21 protein-coding genes are annotated in these 24,917 nt (G+C 69.5%); 10 read left to right on the plus strand and 11 right to left on the minus strand.

The genetic code is table 11. The features are described 5' to 3' along the window. Positions 1–12: 12 nt before the first annotated feature. Together ACQBAU_RS17915 and ACQBAU_RS17920 are read right to left on the minus strand one after the other, a co-directional pair. Positions 13–405, minus strand: a complete 393-nt coding sequence (locus tag ACQBAU_RS17915; RefSeq protein ID WP_434549746.1) for a YciI family protein — start codon at positions 403–405, stop codon at positions 13–15. Positions 406–488: 83 nt separating this feature from the next. Beyond that, positions 489–1,727: an ROK family transcriptional regulator gene (locus ACQBAU_RS17920; protein WP_465256986.1), complete on the minus strand. Its 1,239-nt coding sequence runs from the start codon at positions 1,725–1,727 to the stop codon at positions 489–491. A 313-nt stretch (positions 1,728–2,040) separates the two neighbouring features. Between ACQBAU_RS17920 and ACQBAU_RS17925 the strand changes: the two genes are divergently transcribed. Then, positions 2,041–4,020: a DUF2264 domain-containing protein gene (locus ACQBAU_RS17925; RefSeq protein ID WP_465259413.1), complete on the plus strand. Its 1,980-nt coding sequence runs from the start codon at positions 2,041–2,043 to the stop codon at positions 4,018–4,020. Here the strand turns inward: ACQBAU_RS17925 and ACQBAU_RS17930 are convergent. Further along, positions 4,013–6,244 carry an alpha-L-rhamnosidase gene (locus ACQBAU_RS17930; protein ID WP_465256984.1) on the minus strand — a complete coding sequence of 744 codons (2,232 nt, stop codon included), beginning with the start codon at positions 6,242–6,244 and terminating at the stop codon, positions 4,013–4,015. The two genes, ACQBAU_RS17925 and ACQBAU_RS17930, sit on opposite strands and share 8 nt — an antisense overlap. A gap of 338 nt (positions 6,245–6,582) precedes the next feature. On the opposite strand from ACQBAU_RS17930, the gene ACQBAU_RS17935 reads away from it, so the two are divergent. Further along, a complete protein-coding gene (locus tag ACQBAU_RS17935; RefSeq protein WP_465256983.1) occupies positions 6,583–8,019 on the plus strand; it encodes a dicarboxylate/amino acid:cation symporter in 1,437 nt (478 codons plus the stop codon). Positions 8,020–8,133: 114 nt separating this feature from the next. Here ACQBAU_RS17935 and ACQBAU_RS17940 read toward each other — a convergent pair whose 3' ends face one another. Beyond that, positions 8,134–9,546 (minus strand): lactate racemase domain-containing protein, encoded by a 1,413-nt coding sequence (locus ACQBAU_RS17940; protein ID WP_465256982.1) that lies wholly within the window; start codon positions 9,544–9,546, stop codon positions 8,134–8,136. A gap of 93 nt (positions 9,547–9,639) precedes the next feature. Between ACQBAU_RS17940 and ACQBAU_RS17945 the strand changes: the two genes are divergently transcribed. The 6 genes from ACQBAU_RS17945 to ACQBAU_RS17970 are packed head-to-tail and all read left to right on the plus strand — an operon-like array spanning position 9,640 to position 16,371. Continuing rightward, positions 9,640–10,509 carry a carbohydrate ABC transporter permease gene (locus ACQBAU_RS17945; RefSeq protein WP_434549793.1) on the plus strand — a complete coding sequence of 290 codons (870 nt, stop codon included), beginning with the start codon at positions 9,640–9,642 and terminating at the stop codon, positions 10,507–10,509. Beyond that, entirely contained in the window at positions 10,509–11,330 is an 822-nt protein-coding gene (locus tag ACQBAU_RS17950) for a carbohydrate ABC transporter permease (protein ID WP_465256981.1), read from the plus strand. Before ACQBAU_RS17945 ends, ACQBAU_RS17950 begins: the two co-directional genes overlap by 1 nt. Before the next feature lie 55 nt (positions 11,331–11,385). Continuing rightward, positions 11,386–12,666: an ABC transporter substrate-binding protein gene (locus ACQBAU_RS17955; RefSeq protein WP_434549753.1), complete on the plus strand. Its 1,281-nt coding sequence runs from the start codon at positions 11,386–11,388 to the stop codon at positions 12,664–12,666. After that, positions 12,663–14,837 carry a family 78 glycoside hydrolase catalytic domain gene (locus ACQBAU_RS17960; protein ID WP_465256980.1) on the plus strand — a complete coding sequence of 725 codons (2,175 nt, stop codon included), beginning with the start codon at positions 12,663–12,665 and terminating at the stop codon, positions 14,835–14,837. The genes ACQBAU_RS17955 and ACQBAU_RS17960 overlap by 4 nt, the downstream gene beginning before the upstream one ends. Beyond that, positions 14,834–15,700 (plus strand): NAD(P)-dependent oxidoreductase, encoded by an 867-nt coding sequence (locus ACQBAU_RS17965; RefSeq protein WP_465256979.1) that lies wholly within the window; start codon positions 14,834–14,836, stop codon positions 15,698–15,700. Before ACQBAU_RS17960 ends, ACQBAU_RS17965 begins: the two co-directional genes overlap by 4 nt. Positions 15,701–15,702: 2 nt before the next feature. Further along, complete coding sequence (locus tag ACQBAU_RS17970; RefSeq protein WP_434549756.1) at positions 15,703–16,371, plus strand: GntR family transcriptional regulator; 669 nt, start codon at positions 15,703–15,705, stop codon at positions 16,369–16,371. Positions 16,372–16,386: 15 nt separating this feature from the next. Here ACQBAU_RS17970 and ACQBAU_RS17975 read toward each other — a convergent pair whose 3' ends face one another. After that, positions 16,387–16,905 (minus strand): SRPBCC family protein, encoded by a 519-nt coding sequence (locus tag ACQBAU_RS17975; RefSeq protein WP_465256978.1) that lies wholly within the window; start codon positions 16,903–16,905, stop codon positions 16,387–16,389. Positions 16,906–17,009: 104 nt separating this feature from the next. Continuing rightward, positions 17,010–17,525 (minus strand): phosphotransferase-like protein, encoded by a 516-nt coding sequence (locus tag ACQBAU_RS17980; protein WP_465256977.1) that lies wholly within the window; start codon positions 17,523–17,525, stop codon positions 17,010–17,012. 249 nt (positions 17,526–17,774) lie between these two features. Between ACQBAU_RS17980 and ACQBAU_RS17985 the strand changes: the two genes are divergently transcribed. Together ACQBAU_RS17985 and ACQBAU_RS17990 are read left to right on the plus strand one after the other, a co-directional pair. Continuing rightward, entirely contained in the window at positions 17,775–18,719 is a 945-nt protein-coding gene (locus ACQBAU_RS17985) for a dihydrodipicolinate synthase family protein (RefSeq protein ID WP_465256976.1), read from the plus strand. Continuing rightward, on the plus strand, positions 18,716–19,381 hold the full coding sequence (locus ACQBAU_RS17990) for a DUF624 domain-containing protein (protein ID WP_465256975.1): 666 nt from the start codon (positions 18,716–18,718) through the stop codon (positions 19,379–19,381). Before ACQBAU_RS17985 ends, ACQBAU_RS17990 begins: the two co-directional genes overlap by 4 nt. Here ACQBAU_RS17990 and ACQBAU_RS17995 read toward each other — a convergent pair. From ACQBAU_RS17995 to ACQBAU_RS18015, 5 genes are read right to left on the minus strand one after another with little or no spacing between them, the layout of a single operon-like run. Further along, positions 19,365–20,207 carry an IclR family transcriptional regulator gene (locus ACQBAU_RS17995; RefSeq protein WP_434549761.1) on the minus strand — a complete coding sequence of 281 codons (843 nt, stop codon included), beginning with the start codon at positions 20,205–20,207 and terminating at the stop codon, positions 19,365–19,367. The genes ACQBAU_RS17990 and ACQBAU_RS17995 overlap by 17 nt on opposite strands. Before the next feature lie 27 nt (positions 20,208–20,234). Then, on the minus strand, positions 20,235–21,419 hold the full coding sequence (locus ACQBAU_RS18000; protein ID WP_434549762.1) for a mandelate racemase/muconate lactonizing enzyme family protein: 1,185 nt from the start codon (positions 21,417–21,419) through the stop codon (positions 20,235–20,237). Continuing rightward, the gene (locus ACQBAU_RS18005) at positions 21,403–22,371 is read right to left on the minus strand and encodes a carbohydrate ABC transporter permease (RefSeq protein ID WP_434549763.1); all 969 of its coding nucleotides are present in this window, start codon (positions 22,369–22,371) and stop codon (positions 21,403–21,405) included. The genes ACQBAU_RS18000 and ACQBAU_RS18005 overlap by 17 nt, the downstream gene beginning before the upstream one ends. Next, the gene (locus ACQBAU_RS18010) at positions 22,368–23,303 is read right to left on the minus strand and encodes a carbohydrate ABC transporter permease (RefSeq protein WP_434549764.1); all 936 of its coding nucleotides are present in this window, start codon (positions 23,301–23,303) and stop codon (positions 22,368–22,370) included. Before ACQBAU_RS18010 ends, ACQBAU_RS18005 begins: the two co-directional genes overlap by 4 nt. Then, a complete protein-coding gene (locus ACQBAU_RS18015; protein WP_434549765.1) occupies positions 23,300–24,754 on the minus strand; it encodes an ABC transporter substrate-binding protein in 1,455 nt (484 codons plus the stop codon). Before ACQBAU_RS18015 ends, ACQBAU_RS18010 begins: the two co-directional genes overlap by 4 nt. Between the last annotated feature and the right edge of the window lie 163 nt (positions 24,755–24,917).

A 24,917-nucleotide genomic window follows, 5' to 3' on the forward strand; every position in this document is an offset into this window, starting at 1 on the left:
CCCCGGCCACGGTCAGACGTCCTCGCCACCGGGCCACATGGTCGGCCGCAGTTCGACGGTCTCACCCGGCCCGCTCATCGCCGCGGCGATCTGTTCCGCGCGGGCCCGGTCGGCCACGTCGATCAGGAAGAACCCGGCGAAGTGCTCCTTCGACTCCGCGTACGGCCCGTCGCTCGCCACGGGCTTCCCCTCCGCCCAGCGATGCAGGGTGGCCGCCGCCGGGTCACCGAGTGCCTCACCGCCGAGCAGCTCACCGGACTCGGACAGTTCGGTCATCAACGCGTCGAACTCACGCCCCAGCTGCTCCCGCTGCTCGGCCGGCAGTGCCTGGTGCTCGGCCAGGTGGTCAGCGGTCGGATGGCCCCACGGCTGCGGGTTGGAATGGATCAGTACGACGAACTTCATGGCGTCTCCTCAACTCGTCCGGGTGGTCGCTCCACCCGCTCACCCCGGACGTCGGAACCGACCACCCTGCTTCGACATCGTCCTCAGGATGCGGCACGGGACTCCTCCAGCCAGCGTCCCGGGTCGGTCAGCACGACGTCCAGCCCGGCGTACGCGGCCCCGACCGCCGGACGGGTGGCCGGATCGACGTCCACCGAGATCGCGGTCTCGGCGTACGGGGCCGAGAGCACCCGGACCGTCATCTCCTCCCGCAGCAGCGGAACGATCCGGTCCGCCATGGCAGCGAGGTGACCACCCAGGACGACCTCGGGCAGGTCGAGCAGGTTCATGGCGCCCGAGACGGCGATCCCCAGTGCCCTGCCGGCACGATCGACGGCTTCCCGGGCAACCCGGTCACCGTCGGCCAGCGCGACCAGCAACTGCTCGGTGGTGTCGAGTCGAGCGGCGGCCAGGATGTGGGCCAGCCCGGCGACGGTCTCCAGGCATCCGGTGGCACCGCAGGCACACACCAGACCGTGCGGGTCGACGCACAGGTGGCCGATCTCGCCGGCCCAGCCGTGCTGGCCGGTCACCAGTTCGCCGTTGCTCACCACGGCGGAGCCGACCCCGACCTCGCCGGACACGTACAAGAAGGCGGAGTGCTTCCCCGGCCGACCGGGCGCCTCCAGGGCCAACGCCAGGGCGGCACAGTCCGCCTCGTTCCCGAGGGCGAAGTGCTGTCGCTCGACGGCCAGCCCTGCCTCGGCGAGCAACGGGACCGGCGCCACCCCCGTCCAGCCCAGGTTCGGGGCACGCAACACCTGCCGGCCCGGCACGTCGACCAGGCCCGGGATCGCCAGGTGGACGCCCGCGACCCGGGCCTCGGGAGGAAGTGCGTGGATGCACTCGTTGGCGAGGTCGGCCACGACGGCCAGGCTCGCGGCCGGCCGCAGGTGGGCGAAGTCGCCCAGCCGGTGCCCCTCGGCCAGCACGTTGCCGGCCAGGTCGCTGACGTGTGCGAAGACATGCTCCACGCTCAGTTCGAGGCCCAGCGCAGCCACCGTCCCGGCCGCCGCGACCAGTGGTGTCGCCGGCCGTCCCCGGGCACCGGTCAACGGTTCCAACTCGGCCAGCAGTCCGCCCGCCATCAACTCGTCGACCAGTCTCGAGACGGTGGACCGCGTCATCCCGGTCCTGGCGGCCACATCAGCCCGGGACGGCGAGTCGCCGGTGAGCACGGCACGCAGCACCAGTCCGAGATTGGCCGATCGCAGACTGTGCTGTCGCATCACCGTCGGCTCGGCGGGTGTCGCCGGTGATCGGCGGTCCGCTCTCGTCGTCATGCGCGACACCTTCGTCAGCGGGCAGGCCTGACGCCCCTCCCCAGGAGTTTCCGAACGTAGCACCGGTGTGGCGACCGAGGACAGCATCGCCGGACATGCCGTTGATCACATGGGCCCGTACGCGGTGCTGCTTGCCACAACCGGCAACGCTGCGGTTCCCGCCTGTCGCGAAACCCGTTCTCCGGTGGAACAGTCGCTCACCGGGCGTCGGCGGTGTCGGGCCACGGGTCGGACATGGGCACCGAGACGCGGCAGACCCTGCAACCGCATACATGACATGCTGGGGAAGCCATCGAACGAAGGAGTCCTGATCATGGCTGACGGTCCGCCCACCGACACCGCGATCCGGGCCGCGGCCCGTCACGGGTTGGCCTGGCCCACCGAGGATCGCGAGCTGTCGCCGTACACGGGGTGGACGCGTGATCATCTGGCGACCTTCGCCGACGCCGTCCTGCTCGGGGTGCGGCCGTACGCCTCGACGGACCATGCAAGGATCCGGCTGCCCGGGCGGCCGAGTGCGCACGGTCCTGACACCGATGACCTCGAGGCGTTCGCCCGATCGTTCGAGCTGGCCGCGATGCGGTTGGCCGGCAGCGACGACGACCCGTACGGCTTCGCCGACTGGTACGCCGCCGGGTTGCGGGCCGGTACCGACCCGCACTCACCCACGGCCTGGCCCCGCCCCGACGTCGACGCCCAGTCGCGGGTGGAGGCGTGCTCCATCGCCCTGGGCCTGCACCTCAGTCGGCGTTGGCTGTGGGACCGACTCCCCGATCATGATCAACAACTGATCGTGGACTGGCTGTCGACCGTGGTGGGCCTGCGGTTCCCGACGAACAACTGGGTCTGGTTCCAACTCGTCGTGGAGGCCTTCCTCGCCTCGGTCGGCGCCGACTGGTCCGCCGACGACGTCGCCCACGACCTCGCCGTGCACGAGGGCCTGTACCGCGATGTCGGCTGGTACTCCGACGGGGCGGAACGATCCTTCGACCACTACGGCGGCTGGGTGCTGCAGTTCCATCCGATCCTGTGGGCCGAGTTCGCCCCACCGGCGATGTGCCCACCCGAGCTCCGCAGTCGGTTCCATGATCGACTCCAGACGTTCACCGCCGACGCCGCGCTGCTGGTGGGCGGCGACGGGGCGCCGCTGATCCAGGGCCGCAGCCTGATCTACCGGTACGCCGTCGCCGGTCCGTTCTGGCTGGCCGCAGAGGTGGGTGCCACCGACCTGTCCCCCGGGCTGGTCCGGCGGATCGGTGCCGGCATGGTGCAGCACTTCGCCGGCCACGGGGTCCCCGACGAACGCGGCCTGCTCACGCTGGGGCTGCGGCACGAATGGCCGGCCATGGCACAGACGTACTCCGCGCCCGGGTCGCCCTACTGGTCGAGCCGTGGCCTGTACGGGCTGGCGCTGCCCGCCGACCATCCGGTGTGGACCGCCGTCGAGCAGCCCCTCCCGGTCGAGAAGCATGATCAGCTCAACGCCTTGCCGGTGCCGGGGTGGCTGGTGTCGAGCACCGCACGCGACGGGATCGTCCGGGTGATCAACCACGGCACCGACCACTCGACCCTCGGCGACGACCGGAGCGATGCGCCGATGTACGCCCGGCTCGGCTACTCCACCGCCACCGCACCCACGGTCACCGGGACCACCCAGACCTCGCCGCTCGACGGTGCGATCGCGCTGGTCGACCCGGACGGCCGACGGACGCACCGCAACGGGTTCGCCACCGTGCGCTGTGAGGTCGGCGACGGCGTCGGCGTCGCCGTGTCACGTGCCCATGGTCACTGGGTCGACGTGCCGGTGCGCCGGGACCAGGACCCTGGTCGCGGCCGTGTCGGTGAACTCACCCCGGGCCCGGAGTTGATCATGGCCTCGGTCGTCCGCGGCCCGGTCGAGGTACGGCTGGCCACGGTGCTCGGCGACCCCGGGCTGGCACAGCTGGAGATGAGTGGCTGGGCGGTCGCCTCCCCGGACCCGGTCGACAGCGTCACCGAGCCGGGTACCGCGCGGGTCCACGGCCCGGTCACCTCGACGATGCACGACCTGGGCGGCCTGCCGATGTCTCGGATCCAGGGTGAGGTGGACAGCAGCCCGCTGGGCCACCACGTCGGCGTACCGGCGCTGCGCAGCGCCGGGCCGGCGGTCCCGGGGCGGTGCCATGCGGCGGCGGTCGTGCTGACCGGCGCGGAGGTCGACCCACCCGGCCTGCCGACGGTCGAGGTCGACGGTGACGGCGAGGCCGTGATCACCTGGCCCGACGGCCGACGGACGAACCTCCGTCTCAGCTGAACACCGGCGCCGGCTCGGTGAACTCGTGCCGGCCGCCGACGACCTCGTGCACGGTGCCCGACGGCAGGACGATCTCGCCCGGCGTGTCGGCCGGGATCTCCACCGTCACACGAAACTCGTCGTCGGTGAGCTGCCAGGCCGAACTGATCCTGCCGCGGCGACTGTCGAGGTCGGCACGCGCCCACGTCAGTCCCGGGCCCGGCACCGGTGCGATCCGGACGCGGGCGTAGCCGGGCTCCGCCGCACGGATCCCGGCCACCGCCTGGTGCAGCCAGTCCGCCACCGCACCGAGGGCGTAGTGGTTGAAGCTGGTCATCGATCCCGGATTGATCGACCCGTCCGGCAGCATCGAGTCCCACCGCTCCCAGATCGTGGTGGCCCCCATCGTCACCGGATACAGCCAGGACGGGCAGTCGGTCTGCAGCAGCAGTGCGTAGGCGTCGGCGACGTGCCCGGTCTCGCTCAGCGCCCAGGTCACGAACGGGGTGCCGGCGAACCCGGTCGAGATCCGGTGCCCGGACGCGGTGACCAGTTCGGCGAGCCGCTCGCCGGCCGCGGCCGTACCCGCCTCGTCCAACAACCCGAAGTAGATCGCGAGCGCATACACGGTCGTGCAGTCGGAGTGGATCCGGCCGTCGCCGGTCACGTAGTGATCATGGAACGCCCGCCGCGTGGTGGCCGCCACCGCGGCAAACCGCTCTTGATCATCGGCGCGGCCGAGCAGGCCGGCGACCTCGGCGGTGATCATGGCCGACCGGTACAGGCAGGCGGTGGCGACCACGCCCGGGTCGGCCTTCGCCTGCGCCGGGGCCTCCGGTGGCGCATCCGGGTCGAGCCAGTCCCCGTACTGGAAGCCGGTGTCCCACAAGCCGTTCGGCGACGTCGCCGCAGCCACCGAGTCCAGGTGCAGCACCATGGCCGGGTAGTGCTCGGCGAGCCGCTCGCGATCCCCGTACGCCTGCCACAGGGCCCACGGCACCCACACGGCGGCGTCTCCCCACACCGCCGTGGCGCCCCGGTCGTTGTGCGGCGCGTCGGAGAACTTCAAGATGTCGGGGACCACCATCGGCACGGTGCCGCGATGCGCGGTCTCGGCCTGCAGGTCGAGCAGCCACGAGTGCAGCAGGTCGGCGCAGTCGTACACGAAGGTCGCGGTCGGGGCGAAGGCGGCGATGTCACCGGTCCACCCCAGCCGCTCGTCGCGCTGCGGACAGTCGGTCGGGATGTGGAGGAAGTTGCCCCGCTGGCTGCGCACCACGTTGGCGTGGAACTGGTTCAACAACGGTTCGGAGCACTCGAAGCCACCGGTTCGCCGCATGGCCGAGTGCACCACCACGGCCTGCAGGTCGGCGGCGTTCAGTGCCCCCGGCCAGCCGGTCACCTCCGCGTACCGGAAGCCGTGGAAGGTGAGGGTCGGCTCCACCACGGTGGCGACGTCGCTGCAGGTGATCACGTCGGTCGCCTTCGCCGACCGCAGCGGCCGCGTCCCCAGTTCCCCGGCCTCGAGCACCTCGGCATGCCGCAGGGTGATCACCCGTCCCGGGTCGGCCGGTGAGGTGAACCGGATCCAGCCGACCAGGTTCACCCCGAAGTCGACCAGGGTCCGACCCGACGGCGACTGCCAGATCCGCTGTGGGGGGACGACCTCGTGCCGTACGACATCGGGCCCGACCTGGGCGACCAGCGTGCTGCGATCGAACTCCACGGCGCGGACCGGTCGCGGCGCTCCCGGCGTGCGGCGCAGGTCGACGTGCTGCCCGCCGTACAGGCTGTTGTCGGTGGTACGGCTGCCGACGGCGGTCCACGCGGTGTCGGTGTGCACCTGCTGGACGTACCCGTCGGCGTACTCGATCGTCAAGGTGGCGACGAAGCCGAGCTCGTCGCCGTACCCGAGGTCGGCCCCCTCCCAGCCGAGGCGACCCCGCCACCAGCCGTTGCCCAGTTCGACACAGACGTCGTTGGCCGGCTCCAACAGCGAGGTCACGTCGATCGTCGCCACCGGCAGGTGCCATTCGTACGACGTCCAGCCCGGTGCGAGCACCGCCGGTGAGGCGGGTCGACCGTTCAGCCGGACCTCGTACACCCCGTGGGCGGTGGCGGCCAGGCTGCCGCGGACCACCGCACCGTGGCTGGGGTCGAGGGCGAAGGTCGTTCCGAGGACGACCGCCGGGTCGTCCGACTCCGGCGAGGCGATCATCACCGCATCGTTCAGCAACTGAGTCACCCGGCCGAGCGTAGTGCTGAGCCCGATGGCGCGGAGCACGGCGTTGAAACGTCTCATGACCTGGCCGGAAGAATGTTCGTCGGATCGGGAATAGGCCTCCTCCGGGCGAGGTTGACGCCGACGTGGAACGCCCGCCCTGCCTGCACCTGCCGTGGCAGCGGCTGCACGTCGACCTGATGCGTGCGGTCAGCTGCCGTTGTCGGCGACCCCGCTCGGCCTGACCCCTCGTCCCGGACGAGGCCGGTCGGCCTCACGCCCCCCACCCGTGACGCCCCATCCGGCGATGCCCTCATCCCGTGTTGCGTGCGCGTCGACCCACATCACCCTGAGGAACAGCCATGTCCACCACCACGTCACCCGCGGCCGCCGAGGCGCCCGCACCCGAACGCCGCCGCGGCATCCCGTTCTGGGCCCAGGTCTTCATCGGCCTCGGCGTCGGGATCGTGCTCGGCTTCGTCGCCCGCCGTTTCGAGCTCGACTGGCTCGCCACCACCTTGGAGACGGTCGGCGGCACGTTCGTCCAGTTGCTCAAGGTCATCGTCGTCCCGCTCGTGCTGACCGCGATCATCGTGTCGATCGCCAACCTGCGCCAGGTCTCCAACGCCGCCAAGCTGGCCGTCCAGACCCTGGCTTGGTTCGCGATCACCGCCACCGCCTCGGTGGCCGTCGGCATCGGCCTGGGACTGCTCACCAACCCGGGGCAGCACGCCAACCTCGACACCACCGCCGGCGAGGCCCCCTCGCGCACCGGTTCGTGGCTCGACTTCCTGAACTCCATCGTGCCGGGCAACATCCTCGGGCTGGACGTGTCGAGCCGCCTGCGGGAGTCCGGCGAGTCGATCAGCGTCTCGTCCAGTCTGTCGTTCAACGTGCTGCAGCTCGTGGTGATCGGCATCGCGATCGGTGCGGCGGCGCTCGCCGTCGGCAAGAAGGCCGACCCGTTCGTCAACTTCACCCGGAGTGCCCTGGAGATCTTCTCCAAGCTGGTCTGGTGGGTGATCCGGTTGTCCCCGATCGGCACCGCGGCGCTCATCGGCCGCGCGGTCGCGATCTACGAGTGGGACGTGATGGCGGCCCTGGGCGTGTTCACCCTGGACGTGTACATCGGCTGCTTCATCGTGCTGCTGGTCATCTACCCGATCGTGGCGCGGATCAACGGGCTCAGCCCGCTCAAGTTCTACGCCGGCGCCTGGCCGGCGATCCAGTTCGCGTTCGTGTCGCGCAGCTCGATCGGCACCCTGCCACTGACCCAGCGGGTCACCACCCGCAACCTCGGAGTGGCACCGGAGTACGCCAGCTTCTCGGTCCCGATCGGTGCCACCACCAAGATGGACGGCTGCGCCGCCATCTACCCGGCGCTGGCCGCGATCACCGTCGCACAGCTCTTCGGCGTACAGCTCGGCGTGATCGACTACGTGCTGATCGCCTTCGTCTCGGTGGTCGGCTCGGCCGCGACCGCCGGTCTGACCGGCGCGGTCGTGATGCTGACGCTGACCCTGGCCACCCTCGGGCTGCCGCTGGAAGGGGTCGGCCTGCTGCTGGCCATCGACCCGATCCTGGACATGATCCGGACCGCCACCAACGTCGCCGGGCAGGCCCTCGTGCCGACCATCGTGGCGAAGCGGAACGGGCTGCTCGACCGGGAGCGGTACGACTCCAACCGGTTCTCGACGGCCGCCGAGCGCCTCGAGGAGTCGGAGGACGACCTGACCCTCACCGGCGACGCCGACGAGTCCGCCGAGAAGTCGCGGGAGAAGGTGCTGGCCGGAGTCTGAGGCTGGCGGCGCTCGTTGTGCGGATCCGCCCCGAGTGCGTCGATTCGCCCTGATCTGGGGTGGTTCGGCCGTATCGGGGCGGATCCGCGCACTCAAGCGGGCAGACCAGTCCCGTCAGCCGGTGACGCGGAGGTGGAACTGCGGCGTGGACAGCGCCGGCACGACCAGCACGCGAGGCTGCCGGCCCAGGATGTCGGCCGCCTCCCGCAACGCCTCCTCGGCCGTGGCCGTGGTCCGGGCGCCCATCGCCCGGGCCATGCCCGGCCGTCGGGCCCCGGCCACGTAGACCTGGGTGCTGTGCTCGCGCGCCATTCCGCCCATGTAGATCATCGAGAACGCGTGGAACGGGTGGTAGCCGTACTCCGTGCGGTACTTGGTGATCCAGCGTTCGTCGGTGGCCAGTTCCTCCTCGTGGGCCACCATGTCCGCGGGGTGCTGACAGTCGGCCAACCGGTCGAAGGCCTCCTCGTACGACGGGAAGTCCTCGGCGTTGAACCACCCGTCGCAGACCGACGTGGTGATCACGAACGGCTTGTCGACCAGGGCGGCCTTGGCCCGGATCACACTGGCGCCGACGGCCTGCATCAACAGCAACGGGTTCGAGCCCATCCCCTTGCCGTAGTGGAAGTTCCGCGGCATGCCGACCAGCAGTACGTCGGCCGGTGGACCGTCGACGAGCTGGTCGGTGCGCAGCTGGGCCACCGGCCACGACGCCTGCTCCACCTCGGGGATCCGCCCGGCCCAGACACCGAGTTGGCGTGACCCGGAGTCCAGGGCGGCGTCAACGGTGAAGAACGGTTGCGGCATCGCCCGCTCGATGTGGCGACCGATCTCGCGCAGCTGGTCGCGGAACCTGCTCTTCGGGGTGGGCGGCACGAAGTCGTCGCGGTACAAGGTCCGAGGGCTGTGGTGACCGGCGATCGATCGCCACGAGGTGAGACCGGTGGACGGCATCTTGTAGCCGCCCGAGTAGCCGCCGTACGGGTTCCCGGCGGCATGGCTCACCATGATCGACAGGTCCGCCTCGACGACCGCCCGATTCACCTGCACGACGTCGCCGAGTTCGCTGGTGCCGAGGTCGACCATGCCGGCCTCGTCCTCCGCGTCGTGGTTGACGATCACCGGGGCATCGGCCCGCTCGACCACGGTCGGCCCCAACAGGTCAGCGATCTCGGCCTCCCGGTTCTTGCGATGCAACCCGATCGCGCAGACCAGTCGGACATCGGCCATCCGCACCCCGGCGCGCTCGAGCTCGTCGAGCAACATCGGCACCACGACCCGGCGGTGCGCGGTCGGCTGCGTCCCGCCCTTGACCCGGTCGGGGAAGGCGATCGTGACGGTGTCCCCGCGCCCGACCAGATCACCGATCGGACCGACGCCCAGCGGGTTCGCCAGGGCCGACCTGGTCGCCCCCACGGGGTCGACCAGTGGATCGGGCTCCACGGCCCCGTCAGCGGTCACGACCGCGACGTCGGATCCTGCTTCGACCTCGACGACGTCGTCGCCGTACTCCAGCTTCACCTTCACCTGCGTCTCCCCCTGTGTTGCGGACCCGACCTCTTGGCGAACTACATGCAACATGTTATCTTCCGTTGAATCGTTCAACGGTTGGGGGTGGACATGCGACGAACCGGGGTACGGGCACCGTGGTGGTTCCTCATCCCTGCGGTTCTGGCGTACGGCTTCGTCGTGGTCGTGCCCAGCCTGCGAGGAGCCGGCTACGCCTTCACCGACTGGGACGGGCTCAACCCCGAGGTGGCGTTCGTCGGGCTCGAGAACTTCGGCCGGATCTTCGCCGACACCGCCGCCCGGGCCGCCATCGGCAACACCCTGCTCTTCGCCGTGGCGGTCACCGTGCTGCAGAACCTGATCGGTCTGCTGCTCGCCCTCGGGGTCCACTCCAAGATCAAGAGCCGGTCGGTGCTGACCGCTGTCTTCTTCGCCCCGACGATCATCGCCCCGCTGGTGGTGGCCTACCTGTGGCAGTACCTGCTGACCCCGTCCGGGCCGGCGAACGCCGCCCTGGAGCGTGTCGGCCTCGGCGGCCTGCGCCAGGACTGGCTGGGCAACTCCGACCTGGCACTCTGGTCGATCGTGCTGGTGATCTGTTGGCAGTTCGCCGGCTACTCCATGGTGATCTTCCTGGCGGGGCTGGAGAGCGTGCCGACCGAGCTGCTGGAGGCCGCCGAGATCGACGGCGTCAACCGGTGGCAGAAGTTCTGGCACGTGGTCCGGCCGCTGCTGGCGCCGGCCACCACGATCAACCTGATGCTGTCGTTGATCGGTGGGTTCAAGCTGTTCGACAAGATCCTGATCATGACCAACGGAGGCCCGGGCACGGCCACCGAGACCCTGAGCACCCACATCTACAAGGGCGCGTTCCAGTTCGGCGACTTCGCGTACAGCATCGCACTGGCCCTCGTGCTGACCGTCTTCATCGCGCTCGCCTCGGGCATCCAGTTCTCCCTGCTGCGGCGAGGTGAGCAGTGATGCGCCGCTACACCGCCGGGACCGCCGTGCTCGAGGTCGGCATGATCGTGCTGGCCGTGCTGTTCTGCATCCCGATCCTGGTGCTGATCAACACCGCGCTGATGCCGACCGGTGCGATGAGCGATCCGCTCACCCCGGTGCCCGAGCCGACGCTGGCCAACTTCGCAGGAGCCTGGGTGCGTGGCGGCCTGGGTGGGGCCATGGTCAACAACCTGGTCGTCACGGTGGTGTCGGTGGTGCTGATCATCACGATCGCCTCGCTGGCCGCCTACCCGTTGGCGCGTTCCACCCGGGGCTGGTCGCGCGGCATGCTCGCCTTCTTCATGGCCGGACTGCTGGTGCCGATGCTGCTGTCGATGATCCCGCTGTACGTGACCTTCCGCGACCTCGATCTGCTCGGCAACATCTGGGCACTGTGCATCATCTACGTCGGAGCGCAGCTGCCGTTCTCGATCTTCCTGTACACCCAGTTCATCCGGGCCCTGCCCACCGACTACGAGGAGGCGGCGCTGATCGACGGCGCGGGTCCGTTCCGCTCGTTCGTGCAGGTCGTCTTCCCGCTGTTGCGGCCCATCACCGGCACGGTCGCGATCCTGAACGCCGTGTTCGTCTGGAACGACTTCTTCACCCCGCTGCTGTACCTGGCCGGCACCGACCAGGTCACCATCTCGATCGCGCTCTACTCCTTCACCGGCATCTACGCCAGCGAGTGGAACACGATCTTCGCCGGGCTGATCATCGGGTCGATCCCGGTGATCGCCTTCTACCTGTTCACCCAACGACACATCATCAAAGGCTTTTCCGGTGGCCTCAAGGGCTGACCGGAAGGGGGAACCGTCGACCGCCGGTCGGCCCTCACCGAGGAGGAGATCCATCATGAGAATCACCAAGACGATCACGGCGGCGGCACTGGGCGTGCTGCTGCTCGCCGGCTGCTCATCGGGCCCCGGCGCCAACACCGGAGGCGAAGGGGGCGAGTCGTCCGGCCCGGTCACGATCACCGTCGGCACCCTCACCGCCACCGGTTCCAGTGCCATGGACAATGCCGCGGCGGAGTTCAGCAAGGCCAACCCCGACATCACCGTCGAGCTGGTCAAGATCCCTGGTGACCAGTACCAGCAGCAGATGCGGACCCGGGTCGGTGCCGGCACCGCTCCCGACGTGATCGCCGTCTTCCCCGGGAACGGGTCGGCGATGTCGATGATGCAACTGCAGCAGGGCAACTTCCTGACCGACCTGTCCGGACGGGAGTGGGTCGCCGACCGGGTGGAGGCCGTGAAGCAGGCCTCCGACGTCGACGGCAAGACCTACATCACCCCGAGCTGGTTGACCCTGATCGGCAGCATCTACAACACCGAGGCGATGGCAGAGGTCGGGGCGGAGGTGCCGACCACCTTCCCCGAGGTCCTCGCGTTGTGCGACCTGGCGAAGTCGAAGGGCAAGGCGGCCTACGCCTTGGGCACCAACAAGCCGTGGGTCGGTCAGCTGATCCCGTACGCCTTCGCCGCGACCACCGCGTACGGCGCCGACCCCGAACTCGACGCCAAGCTGGCGGCCGGGGAGACCACCTTCGGTGAGTCGGGCTGGACCGCCGCGCTCGACAAGCTGTCGGAGATGCAGGCGCGAGGCTGCTTCAACGAGGGCGTCCTCGGCACCGACTACGTCACGCAGATGGGGATGCTCGCCAAGGGTGAGGCCCTCGGGGCGGTGCAGGTGAGCTCGGCGGACGCGGCGGCGAAGAACGTGAACGCCGAGGTGTCGTTGAAGATGGCGGCGTTCCCGGCCACCGACAACGCCGACGAGACCCGGATTCCGGTCGGTTCGGGCTACGGGTACGCGCTGAACGCCAAGTCGCCGCACCAGGAGGCCGGGCTGAAGTTCCTCGACTTCCTGGCCAGCAAGGAGACCAACGCCAAGCTCGCCGAGGAGAACGGCTCGTTGCCGGCCGATCCCACGACCGGCGGGGCGACACCGTACAACGAGGCCCTGCTGCCGTACGTCACCGAGGGCCGTACCGCCACGTTCATGGACCAGAACTGGCCGGGCCCGAAGGTGCAGGCCGCCCTGCAGACCGGAGTGCAGGAACTGCTGGGCGACAAGAAGTCCACCGCGGACGTGCTGGCCGACATGCAGCGCGAGTACGACGCCGCGGCATGAGCCTGCCCGCCCCGCACTGGATCACCAGCCCCGACTGGCTGGTGGACCCGGACGGCCCACTGCCCGTGCTGGCCCGTCGCTTCACCGCGACGGGTCGGCCGCGGTCGGTCGTGCTGCAGCTGACCGGTGTCGGGGTGTGGCGGGCCACGGTGAACGGGGAGCCGGTGAGCCGGTACGTGCTGGAACCGGGGTACGCCGACTGGGCGAGGCTGGCCGAGACCGTCGAGGTCGACATCTCCCCACTCGTCCGCCCGGGCGACAACCTGATCATGATCGAGCTCGGTCCCGGCCTCTACCGGTCGCAGCCGCCGCCCGACGGCCCACACGAGGGCCGGTGGACGAAGGTCGTCACCGACTTCGGGGACCTCGCCGCCCACGTCAACCTGGCCTGGACCGACGACGCCGGCGAGCACCGCGTGGTGAGTGACGACACCTGGCGGGCCACCACGGGCGCCGTCGTCGCGGCGAACTTCGTCGGCGGCGAGGACCACGACCTCACCCGCGCCCTTGACCCGGCACAGTTCGCCTCGTGGCCCCGGGCCGTCACCACGACCCGGGTCCCCGACTCTCGCCGTCCACGGTCCGGTGTCCCGCTGGTGGTGCGCGAGTCACTGCCGGCCGTGACGGTCACCGAGCCCGTGCCCGGCAGCTGGGTGATCGACTTCGGCGTCAACGCCGCGGGGTGGCCGGTGCTCGACCTTCCCGCCGACAGTGAGGTCCGCCTGCGGCCGGCCGAGTTGCTGCACCCCGACGGGACGATCGACTCCCGCACGCAGGGCTGGGGCCCGGTCTTCCACACGGTCCGGACGGCGGGCGCGACGACGTGGCACCCCACCTTCGGCTACAACGGACTGCGGTACCTCGAGGTGACCGGCCTCGACACTCCACCGGGGAACGCGAGGTTGGACGTGATCGCCGCCGACGTGGCCGACGCCGGGTCGTTCTCCTGCAGTTCCGAACGCCTCACCGCGATCCACACGATCATCCGTCGGGCGGTGATCTCGAACCTCTCCTCGCTGCCGACCGACTGCCCACAACGGGAGAAGCTGAACTACCTGGAGCAGCTCCACCTCGCCTTCGACGTGATGCGTTGGAACTTCGACGTCCACCACCTGCTCTGCCACACCATGGAGGTGGTCACCGGCTCGATGGGGTCGGACGGCCACCTCGGGCTGTACGCCCCGGAGTGGCAGCCCAACCCCGATCCGTGGCGCGGTGACGCGAACTGGGGGCTCGCGGTGGTGTTCACGCCGTGGCTGATCCACCGCGCCTACGGGGACGTGCAGGTCCTGGCCGACACCGTCGACGACCAGCGTCGCCATCTTGATCACCTGTCCGGCACCGCCGAGGACGGCCTGTTGGTGTACGGACTCGGCGACTGGAACGGCCGGCGCCCGGTGCGCTGGGTGCCGTTGGTCTGTACGTCGGCGTTGGCTCGCGGCTGGGACGTCCACGCCGACACGCTCGCCGTCCTCGGGCAGCACCCCGGGGCGGCCGAGGCGCGGCAGCGGGCCGAAGCCGTACGGGAACGCGTCCGGCAGGCCTTCGTCCGGGAGACGGACGAGGGCCTGGTCGTCGGCGACGACTCGATCGCCGAGACGTTCATCGCCATCGACTCCGGCGTGCTGCCCGACTCGCCGTCACTGGTGGACCGTCTCGCCCGTCGGATCGCCGAGGCAGGCCATGTGCTCGACGTGGGTGAGGTCGCCCTCGGGCCACTGGTCGACGTCCTCGCCCGCCATGATCATCACGAGACGTTGTGGCAGGTGTGCCAGGTGACCGACGAGCCGAGCTATGGCTACATGCTCGCCCACGGCGCCACCGCCCTCACCGAGACCTGGGACGGACCCACCTTCGGTTTCAGCCAGAACCACTTCATGAACGGTGCGATCGAGGACTGGTTCTTCGCCCACGTCGCCGGACTGCAGCAGGCCCCCGGAGGCATCGGCTGGCGCGACGTGGTGATCCGGCCGCGGCCCTGTGGCGACCTGACCCACGCCGAGGCGACCCACCGGACACCGCAGGGCACCCTGCAGGTCACGTGGTCACGGAACGCCGCATTCTCCATGTCGGTGGAGATCCCGTCCGACACGACGGCCGAAGTGGTACTTCCCGGTGGGGCCCGGCATCGGGTCGGCCCCGGACGACACGAGTGGCGGGAGCCGGCATGACGACCATTGGCGTGGTGGGGCTGGGCAACATGGGCTTGCCCATCGCGACGGGGTTGGCCGTGGCGGGAGGCACCGTGCTCGCCCACGACCGGGCCGAGCAGGCCCGGCGGACCGCGGCGGCAGCCGGCCTGAGGGTGCGGCAGAGCCTGGCGGCGGTGGCCGCCGAGTCGAACGTGGTCGTGCTGTCACTGCCCACCCCCGACGTCGTCGGCAACGTTGTCCACGCACTGGCCGAGGCAGGGCCGGCCGACCTGGTCGTGCTCGACACCAGCACCACCGATCCGGCGACCTCCCGGGAGTTGGCCGGGTTGCTGCCGGGTCGGTTCGCCGACTGCCCGATCCTGGGCCGGCCCCATGCCGCTGGCGGGTGGACCATCCCGGTCGGTGGCGACGAGGCTGCGGCGGCCGTCGCGGCAACCGTGCTGGCGCCGATGGCCCGCCGCATCGTGCACGTCGGTGGGCCCGGGGCCGGCGCGACGCTGAAGGTGATCAACAACCTGATGCTGTCCATGATCAACAGCGCGAACGCGGAGGCGTTGGCGCTCGCCGGTGCCGCAGGGGTCGAGCTCGAACGGTTCGTCGAGGTGCTCAGCGATTCGGGTGCAGCCTCGATCTCCGGGCTGTTCCGCGAGTCGGCGCCGCGGGTGGCGGCCGACGACTTCGACGCGGTGTTCGCCGTACGGTTGATGCGCAAGGACGCCGGCCTCGGCCTGGCGCTGGCTGCCGATGTCGGGCTCGAACTGCCGGTCGCCGCTGCATCGACGGCGGCACTCGACCGGGCCATCGCGATGGGCCTGGCCGACGAGGACGCCAGTGCGGTGATCAAGACGGTGGGCACGGGCGATGATGGGGGCAGGAGGTAACGATGGCAGTGCACTTCGCCAAGGAACGGCTGGCCGATCAGGTCCACCGGGTGCTGCGGGACCGGATCCTGTCGCACGAGCTCGGACCCGGGCACCGACTGAGCGTGCCTGCCCTGGCCCTCGAGTTCGGGCTGAGCCGTAGCCCGGTGCGGGAGGCCGTCCAGCGGTTGGTGACCGACGGGCTGGCCGAGGAGCGACCGAACCAGGGCGCCACGGTGGCCACGATGGACCTGGCCGAACTCGCCGACATGTACGAAGTCCGCGCCCCGCTCGACGGGCTGGCCGCACGGCTGGTGACCGGTCGCGAGGTCCCCGGGCTCGGCGAGGAGTTGGCGAGCGCTCTCGACCTGCACCGACGAGCGTTGGCCGCCGGGGACGTGAGCGACATCATCACCGCCGACCTCGACTTCCACGGTGCGATTGCGCGGAGCTGCGGCAATGCGGCGGTGTGGGCAGTGCTCGAACCCATCCACCGGCGGGTGGCGGTGGCGATCCTGGCCGGCGAGCCCCTGGTGTGGCCGGCCGATGCGCTGGTCGAGCACGAGGCGATCGTGGCGGCCATCGCATCCCGCGATCCCGACGCCGCCAGGCAGGCGGCGGAGGACCACATCATGCTGGCCCGGGATCGGATCTGCGGCAAGCTGGCCGAGGCCCGGGCAGCACGGGACTGAACGGTCAGCCGAAGCTCACCGGGTCGGAGCCGGCCCTTCGGGGACCCTTCCCTCGGCCAACAGTGCATCGAGCTTCTCGTACCCGTCGTTCACCCCGGTCTCCATGCCGCTGACGAGCCAGCCGTCACGGGCCTCGAAGCTGTCGACCAGGGAGGTTGCGACGAGCCGCGTCCGGCCGTCACCCAGGTCCTGGAAGGTGAGGGTCTCCAGCGAGACCCCGTCCGGTTCTTCGTCGTAGGTGAAGGTCTGCACGATCTTGTCCTGTCCGATCTCGTGGAAGCAGCCGTGGAAGCTGAACCGCTCGTCGCCGCGGACGTTGGTGAACGCCCAGCTGCCACCGCTGCGGGCGTCCCAGTGGTCGATCTCGGTGCCGAGGTCGTGCGGACCGCACCACTGGGCGTACAAATCGGGGTCGGTGTGGGCGCGGACGAGCTGCGCCGGCGTGGCGGTGAAGTCGCGGGTGATGCGGATGACCGGGACTTCGGCATCGGCCTCGATCGTGGCCTGCTGCACCCGTAGTGCGTTGATGGTCATGTCCACTCCTTGTTCAACTGGTTGGTTGATTACGACCTTAGAGCCTTCGCGCGCACTCGTCAACCGATTGGTTGAGCTTCCCTTCGGTGCCGAAGCGCCCAGGGTCAGGCCCCCAGGATCCGGTCGATGGCGAGAACGACCTCATCGACCGTGTGCTCGTCGGTCCGCATCACGAGCCGACTCGAGGCGACGAGCCGCGGGTCAAGTTCTGTTGCCGTCGGAACCGTCCGCTCCGAACCCCGGGCGCGATTCCGTGCACTTCTCTCGGCATCGCCGGCCAACAGCGTCACCCAGATCGGAGAGGGGCGAGCTGCCAGGGACTGACCAAGCAGGTCGCTGATGATCTGCCGTACCGAAGCATCGTTTCGCGCAACCAGTTCCACGATGAGTCCGACGTTGCCCTCAGCAAGGGCTCTCACCGCTGCGAGCATCGACTGCACCCCGGTGGTGAAGTCTGCCGCCCCAAGCGCGACCCCGCGAGGCATCATGCCCTCAAAGACATCGAGCTGGACATGGAGGCAGAGTTCGTTGTGCTCACGATGTCGCACAACTTGCAGGGCTCGAGCCACCGCACTCTTCCCTGAAGCAGGCGAGCCGTCGAGTATCAGCGTCGTCACCACCCTCACAACCCCTTGTCGGCGGCGCGGCCGCCGCGTCCCTCAAGTGGCCCCATGGCGGTCACCCTAGACCCGCGTCGCGGACATCCAGCCGGACCAAGAGTCACCCGCCCGCCAACACGACGACCACCTGCCTGCACCTGACTGCCACATCGTGGATCAAACATCTATACTCCACGTCAGGGGATCAGCGTTGGTTTCCGCACACCATCGTGGCGCAGGGCCAGTGCCGTGCGACTAGGAGCGAACTTCATGCCATCGGACGCAAGCACACCCACGCCGGGCGGCGACTCGACCACGGGGGCCACCGGACTCATCCCTATCCTGGCCACCCCGTTCGACCAGGGCGGCGACCTTGACGTCGACTCGCTGCGGCGGCTGGTCGAGTTCGAGCTGGCCTGCGGTGTCGACGGGCTGGCGGTCCACGGCATGGCGAGTGAGGGCTTCTCGTTGACCGCTGCGGAGCGGAGCACCATCGTCCGGACGGTCCGCGAGGTCGCCGGTGGCGACGTCCCGCTCGTCGCCGGGGTCAACGCGACCAGCACCAGCACCGCGGTGGAGCAGGGCGTCGCGGCCGTCGAGGACGGCGCCGACCAGCTGATGGTGCTTCCGCCGTTCCTCTCGAAGCTCCCGCCCGCCCATTTCGCCGACTTCTACGGCTCGGTCGCCGATCGCACGGGTGTCCCGATCATGATCCAGGAGGCCTCCGCCAGCACCGGGGTCGCCATGTCGACCGCCCAACTGGTCGACCTCGGCCGCCTGCCCGGCGTGGTGTCGGTCAAGATCGAGACCCAGCCCACCGCACCGAAGGTGGCCGCCCTGTGCGCCGCCACCACTGACCTCGCGGTGCTCGGCGGCCAGAACGCGCTGTTCGTGCTGGAGGAGTACGAGGGCGGCGCGGTCGGGACCATGCCGGCCTGCGAGTTCTCCGACGCCTTGGCGGTCATCCTGCGCGACTGGAACGCTGGCCGGCACGACGATGCGCACGCCGGCTTCAACCGGCTGCTGCCGCTGATCCGATTCGGCCTGCAGCCCGGGATCGCCCATGCCGTCCACAAGGAGGTGCTGGTCCGCCGCCGGGTGATCGACCACGCCGGGGTCCGATCGCCGGTGTCGGCGCTGGACGCCCACTCGCACCGCACCTTGGAGCGGGTGCTGGCCACCAGCGGCCTGCTGGACGTCGCGCCAGTGGGATGAGTACCACGGCCGGCACTCGATCGGGCGAACGGCTGCACCGGCTGTACGACCTTGCCGTGTGGCCGCCCCGGGTCGCCGCCCTGAGCGGGATGTGGCTGCTGGGCGTCCTCGCCGGCGGCATCCTCCTCGGCCTCGCGCCGGCGACGGTGGCCGCCCACGCGACTGCGCTGCGCTGGCACGATCCGGAGGGTACGGGTGCCGGCTCGGCCGCCGCGGTGTGGCGCACCTTCTGGGTCGCCTGGCGGAGTTGGCTGTGGCGGTCCCAGTTGCCCATGGGGTTCGCGTACCTGACGCTGGTTCCGTTCGCCTTCTGGCTCGACGCGGTCGGCATCCAGACTGCACTGGGTATGCCGCTGGCCTGCCTCGCCGGATGGTGGCTGATCACGATCCAGTGGCTGCCGTCGGCGCTCGTCGGCGCCACGGGCCCGCGCCGCGACCTGCCCCGGATCACCGTGCACCTAGCCTGGCGCCGGTGGCCAGCCAGCCTTGGCGCGATCATCCTGCTGGCCGTGCTCGCCGTCGCCGGATGGTGGTGGGTGCCGTTCGCACTACCGTTCGTGTTCCCGGGGCTGCCCGCGATCCTGATCACCCGGCTGGCCCGGCGGACGGTCGAACTGGAGCAGCAGGCCACAACGGCCGGCGGGGCTACGGCCGCTGGTTGATGCCGTTGTGTCCGAGCGCGGTGGAGATGTGTGCCGCTGCCTCGATCACCTTCAAGGACAAGTCGCGCTCGCGGTGGTCCAGGTCGGTCACCGACAGAGGTCCCGACACCGAAATAGCGGCCACCACCTGACCGGACCGGTCCCAGATCGGTGCGGCGAGGCAGGCCCGGGAGAAGGCCAGCTCTTCCCGCTCGGTGGCGTAGCCGCGGCTACGGACGAGCTCCAGCTCGGCGAGCACGTCGGGCATCGACGTCTTGGTGTGCGGGGTGAAAGCCGGCAGCTTGTCGCCGAGCAGCTCGCCTACCGCGACGTCCGACATCCCGACCAGCAGGGCCTTGCCGAGGGCGGTCGCATGCAGCGGCCCACCGGGGCCGACCATGGTGTAGTTCCGCGGTGCCTGGGCACCGTCGAAGTGGCAGAGGTAGAACAGCCGGTCCCCCGACCGCTCGGCCAGGTTGGCACCCAACCCGAGTTCGCAGCACAGGCTCTGGGCGTGCTGTCGGCCTGCCCGGAAGACGTCGGACTGGTTCAGCGCGAGCGCACTGAGCTCGACCGCCCGCGGCCCGACGCGATAGAGCCCCGACCGGTTGTCGGCAGCCAGCAGCCCGATGTTCTCCAGCGCCCCGACGAGCCGTGACACCGTCGACTGCCCCAGCCCGGACACGGCGACGAGCTCGGAGATGCGGCGTTCGGGGTCCTCCGGGGTGAAATGGGTGAGCAGCGCGAGTGCCCGATCGACACTCTGTGTGCCGCTCGGCTCGCGTCCCGTCCGGGACGCACCCTCGTCACGGGCGGTCCGCGGGGCGCCCCCTGACCTCACAGACATTTCAGCTCCACTCGTCGTTTCGTGCCATCATCGCGACCAGTACCGTACGGCGTCCTCGTCCACCTCGACCCCCAGTCCGGGACCCGTCGGCAGGGGCATCGTGCCGACCTCGTACGCCAGCGGCTCGGTCAAAAGCACCGAGGACAACGTCGCCGCCCGCTCGGAGAACTCGAACGCCTCCAGCGTAGGCGCCGCAGCGGCGACGTGGAGTCCGGCGACCATCGCAACGCCGAGCGCGGCACTGTGATGGGGCAGCACCGGCAGCCGGACGGTGTCGGCGAGCGTCACGATGGCCCGCCCCTCGGTCAGGCCGGTCCGGCCGATGTCGGGCTGGAGCCGCCGGACCGCGCCCAGCTCGATGGCAGTCATCACCTCACTGCGGTGCCGGATCGCCTCCCCGGCCGCGACCGGCGTACTGATCGCCGCCGAGATCTGCGCCATCCCGCGGTAGTCCTCCGGGTCGAGCGCCGACTCCAGGAACCAACAGTCCAGCTGGTCCAGCACCCGGCCAGCCCGGATCGCGTCGGCGACGGTGAAGGTGCCGTGCACGTCCAGTGCCACCTCGGCCTCCGGCACGGCGGTTCTGACCCGCTCGAATGCCGACACGGCGTCCCGCCATCCGAGCGTCGCGTGCACCTTGAAGCGCCGCCAACCCTGCTCCCACAACCCCAACGCGTGGTCACCGTTGTCGGCACCGCCGCTGATGCTGGTGCTGTAGGTCGGCAGCTGACGGCTCACGGCACCTCCCAAAAGCGTGGCGACCGGAACGCCGAAGTGGCGGCCGACCAGGTCGTACACGGCGATGTCCACCGCGGTGACCGCATCGGCCTGGTGGCCGTACACGTGGCCCCGTTCCCGCATCGTTGCCACCAACCGGGCGTGCAGGGCGCCGAGCTGACCGGCGCCCTGCCCGATCACCGCGGGCGTCAGCAGTTCCTCGACCAGCCCCCGTACGGCGCGATGCCCGACCGGCACCAGCGCCTCGCCCCAGCCGACGGTGCCGTCGGCGGACTCCAACCGCACCATCAGCGTCTCGACCTGGGTCGGGTAGATCGTGAACCGCCCGCCACCGACCTTGTACGGCTTCGCTGCCGGTTGGGCGGTGGCCCGCTCGGCCTCGTCGTACGGGAAGCGGACTGCGAAGGCCTGCAGGTCGACGATCTCCAACGGCCCGGGGATCTCCAACGGCTGGGACTCAGAACTTGACGGCACCGGCGATTCCTTCCACGAATGTCTTCTGCAGCAACAGGAACACGATCACGATCGGCACGATGCTGATGCAGGCGCCGGCCGCCAGGCCCGTCCAGTCCGTGGTGTCGGCCCCGAAGAAGCCGTACATCCCCACACCGAGGGTCCGCAGGTCCGGCCGACCGAGGGTGAACACCAACGGCACCATGAACGCATTCCACGCCCCGATGAAGTTGAACAGGGCGACCGTACCCATGATCGGTTTGGACAACGGCAGGTAGATGCTGAAGAAGGTACGAAGGTAGCCCGCCCCGTCGATCCGGGCGGCCTCGCCGAGCTCGTCGGGCAACCCGGCGAAGTAGCCCATGAACAACATGATCTGGATGACGTGGGCCGGACCGGCGGCGGCGAGCACCGCACCGAGGAGGCCGTTGCTGAGCCCGAGTGCCTGGACCAGCTGGTAGACCGGGATGATCGTGTAGCCGTGCGGGATGAACATGGTGGCGACCAGCAGGCCGACGAGGGCATACTTGCCCGGCATCCGCCCGCGACCCAGTGCGTAACCCGAGGTCGACGACACCAGCAGCACGATCAGCACCACGGTCACCGAGAAGGTGATCGTGTTCATCGTGTACTCGCCGAACCTGGCGACCGTCCACGCGCGGACGAAGTTGTCGATGGTCGGCTGCGTCGGGATCAGCGAGATCCCACCGAGCAGCATCTCCCGCTGCGACTTGAACGCCGACGACACCATCCACGCAAACGGGTAGATCCACACGATGCAGAACGGCACCAGGAAGAGCCACCAGAAGTTGACCTTGTTGTACGCGATGCGACGCCGCCACGGCATGCCCGTCGATGCCCTCGACGTGGCTGACGGTGACGTACCTGACGAGGACGGGGATGACGGCGACGGGGCCGGCGTGGTGGACCGGTCCGGCAGCGACGTGGCCTTCGTGGTCGGTGTGGCGCTCATCTCGCCTTCTTTCCGTAACGACCGCGAAGCAGCGGCGCCTGCAGCAGGGTCAGCATCAACGTCGCGACCCCGAAGATCACCCCGGCCGCGCTGGCGTAACCGAGTCGCGGGGCCAGCAGACCCTCCTCACCCGGATCGAAGGCGTACCGGTAGATGAAGGTGGCCGTCACGTCGGTGGACAGGTTGGGCCCACCGCGCGTGGTGGCCTGGATCAGGTCGAACGGATTCATGCTGGACTGGAAGGTCAGCACGAGGATGACGATCGCGATGGGGATGATCACCGGGACGGTGACGTGGAGCAATTGCTGGAAGCCTCCTGCACCGTCGGTGCGCGCGGCCTCGTACAGCTCGGTCGGCACCGTCTGCAGTGCTGCCAGCCAGTAGATCAGGGTGATGCCGAAGCCCTTCCAGGTCTCGATCACCATCAACGTGGGCAGCGCCATTGCCTCGGACCCGAGGAAGTTGAACGGGCCGACCCCGACCAGGCCGAGGATCTCGTTCGCCGTTCCGCCGCTGGCGTCGAGGATGACCGCCAGCACGATGCCGATGACCGCCGTGGTGGTGACCACCGGCACGAAGAGCAGCAGTCGGAACAGGCTGCGACCACGCAGCCTCGGGTTGTTGAGCAGAATCGCAAACAGCAGGCTCAGCGGCATCTGGACGACCAACGCCACCAACGAGAACAGGAACGAGTTCTTGAACGACCGCCAGAAGACCGGGTTCGACGCGACGTCGACGAAGTTCTGCCAGCCGACCCAGTCGGTCGGGCTCCCGACGCCGTCCCAGTCGAAGAAGGCGTAGTACCAACTGGCGATCATCGGCCACAACGTGAACATCGCGAACAGCACGAGCATCGGCAGCAGGAACAGGTAGTGCCACCGGTGGTCGAGGATTCGCGCGCCGAGACCCGAACGCCGTACGGCAGGACTCATCCGGCCGGGGTCCAGTCCGTCATGGGGTCCCAGTCGGGGAAGGTCAGGTCCTCGCGCGAAGCGTCGATGCCGTCGGCCTTGAGGTCGGCGAAGATCTTCTCCAGCGCCTCCTCGCGCATCGCGTCACGCTGCTCGGCCATCGGCTGGAACGGCTGGTTCCGCGTGATGGCCTGGGGTGAGCCATCGGCATCGTTGATCGCCTGCTCGGCGGTCAGTGCGGTGATGATCGCGAGCTGCGCCTCGCCGCCGAGCCGCAGGTCGGGTGAGGCCTTCTGGCCGTTGGTGAGGACGTCGGACAGTTGCTGCTCCGCCTCGGTCAGGTTGCCGCTCTCCCACGCGGAGTCGACCGCGGTGAAGCTGCGGAACTTCTCGAAGTAGCCGCGCTGGAAGCCGTCCGAGACCAAGAACTTCATCAGCTCCCAGGACGCGTCGGGGTCCTTCGCGGTCGCCGACATCGACCAGATCGGCTGGAACGGGACCTTGGCGAAGTAGCCCTTGCGGCCGGTGTCGGGCACCGGGATGTCGGCCACCCCGAGGTCGAGCTCCGGGTTCAACGAGAGGGACTCGTTCACTAGCCAGTTGCCCACGATCCCCATGGCGAGCTTCTCCTTGGCGAACTCCTGAGCGATCCGGTTGCCGCTCCAGGACTCCCAGCCGGGCTGGAACACCTTGTCCGCCTGCATCCGCCGAAACATCTCGACCGGCTCGACGCTGCTGGGGTCGGCCTCGGCCGCCTTGCCCTCGATGAGGTCCAAGGCGTAACGCTGGATCGAGTTCGGCCCCCCTTGCGCCTGCAGCAACTTCGTCTCGTACGCAGTCTCGCTGCCGGGGGAGAAACCGAAGAAGTCGCCGGCACCTGCCTTGGTGAGCTCCCGCGCGAACTGTTCGAACTCGGTCCACGTCGTCGGCGGGGCGTCCAGCCCGGCCTTGGCGAACAGTGCCCGGTTCCAGATCAACGGACCGTTTGCCCACTTGCGCGACACCAGGGGAAGCGACATCAGCTTCCCGTCGACGTGCAGCCCGGAGGTCTGCGGATCCATCGCTTCGGCGCCACCGAGCCGATCGATGATGCCGTCCGCCTCGGCCCGGTCGGTCAGGTCGGCCAGCCAGTCGCGCGAGCTGAAGGCCTCCAGCACCGTGGAACCCTGGGCCCGGACGACGTCGGGCGCGTCACCACTCGGGAACGCCAGTTCCAGCGCGTTGCGGATCTGGTCGGACGGGTACTCAATGATCTTGACCGAGATCCCGCTCTCCTGGCTGAACCCCTCGATCTGTTCGGCGTAGAACTCCGAGGCCCCGGCCGGGTCCGGGACCAGACCGATGGTGACCGAGCCCGACCCACCCGAGCCGGTCCCCGTTTCGCCGCCACCGGAGCCGACCAGATTGCAACCGCCCAATGCTGCGGCCGCCCCGGCTCCCAGCCCGGCCCCCAGCACGGTGCGACGCTTCATGAACCTGTTCATCCTCGAACACTCTCCCTGATCGCTCTGTCCCTGTGTTGTCTTCGGCCTGATCGTACGACATGCATTCGCTATGTGGATCAGCCATCCACATCACGACTTCATAACGTTGGCATGCGATCGGGCAGCCACGGCGACCCAGCCGCCGCCGCTT

It is taken from the genome of Carbonicoccus niuqiaonis, from assembly GCF_050157065.1.
Taxonomy (GTDB): Bacteria; Actinomycetota; Actinomycetes; order Propionibacteriales; family Propionibacteriaceae; genus Avipropionibacterium.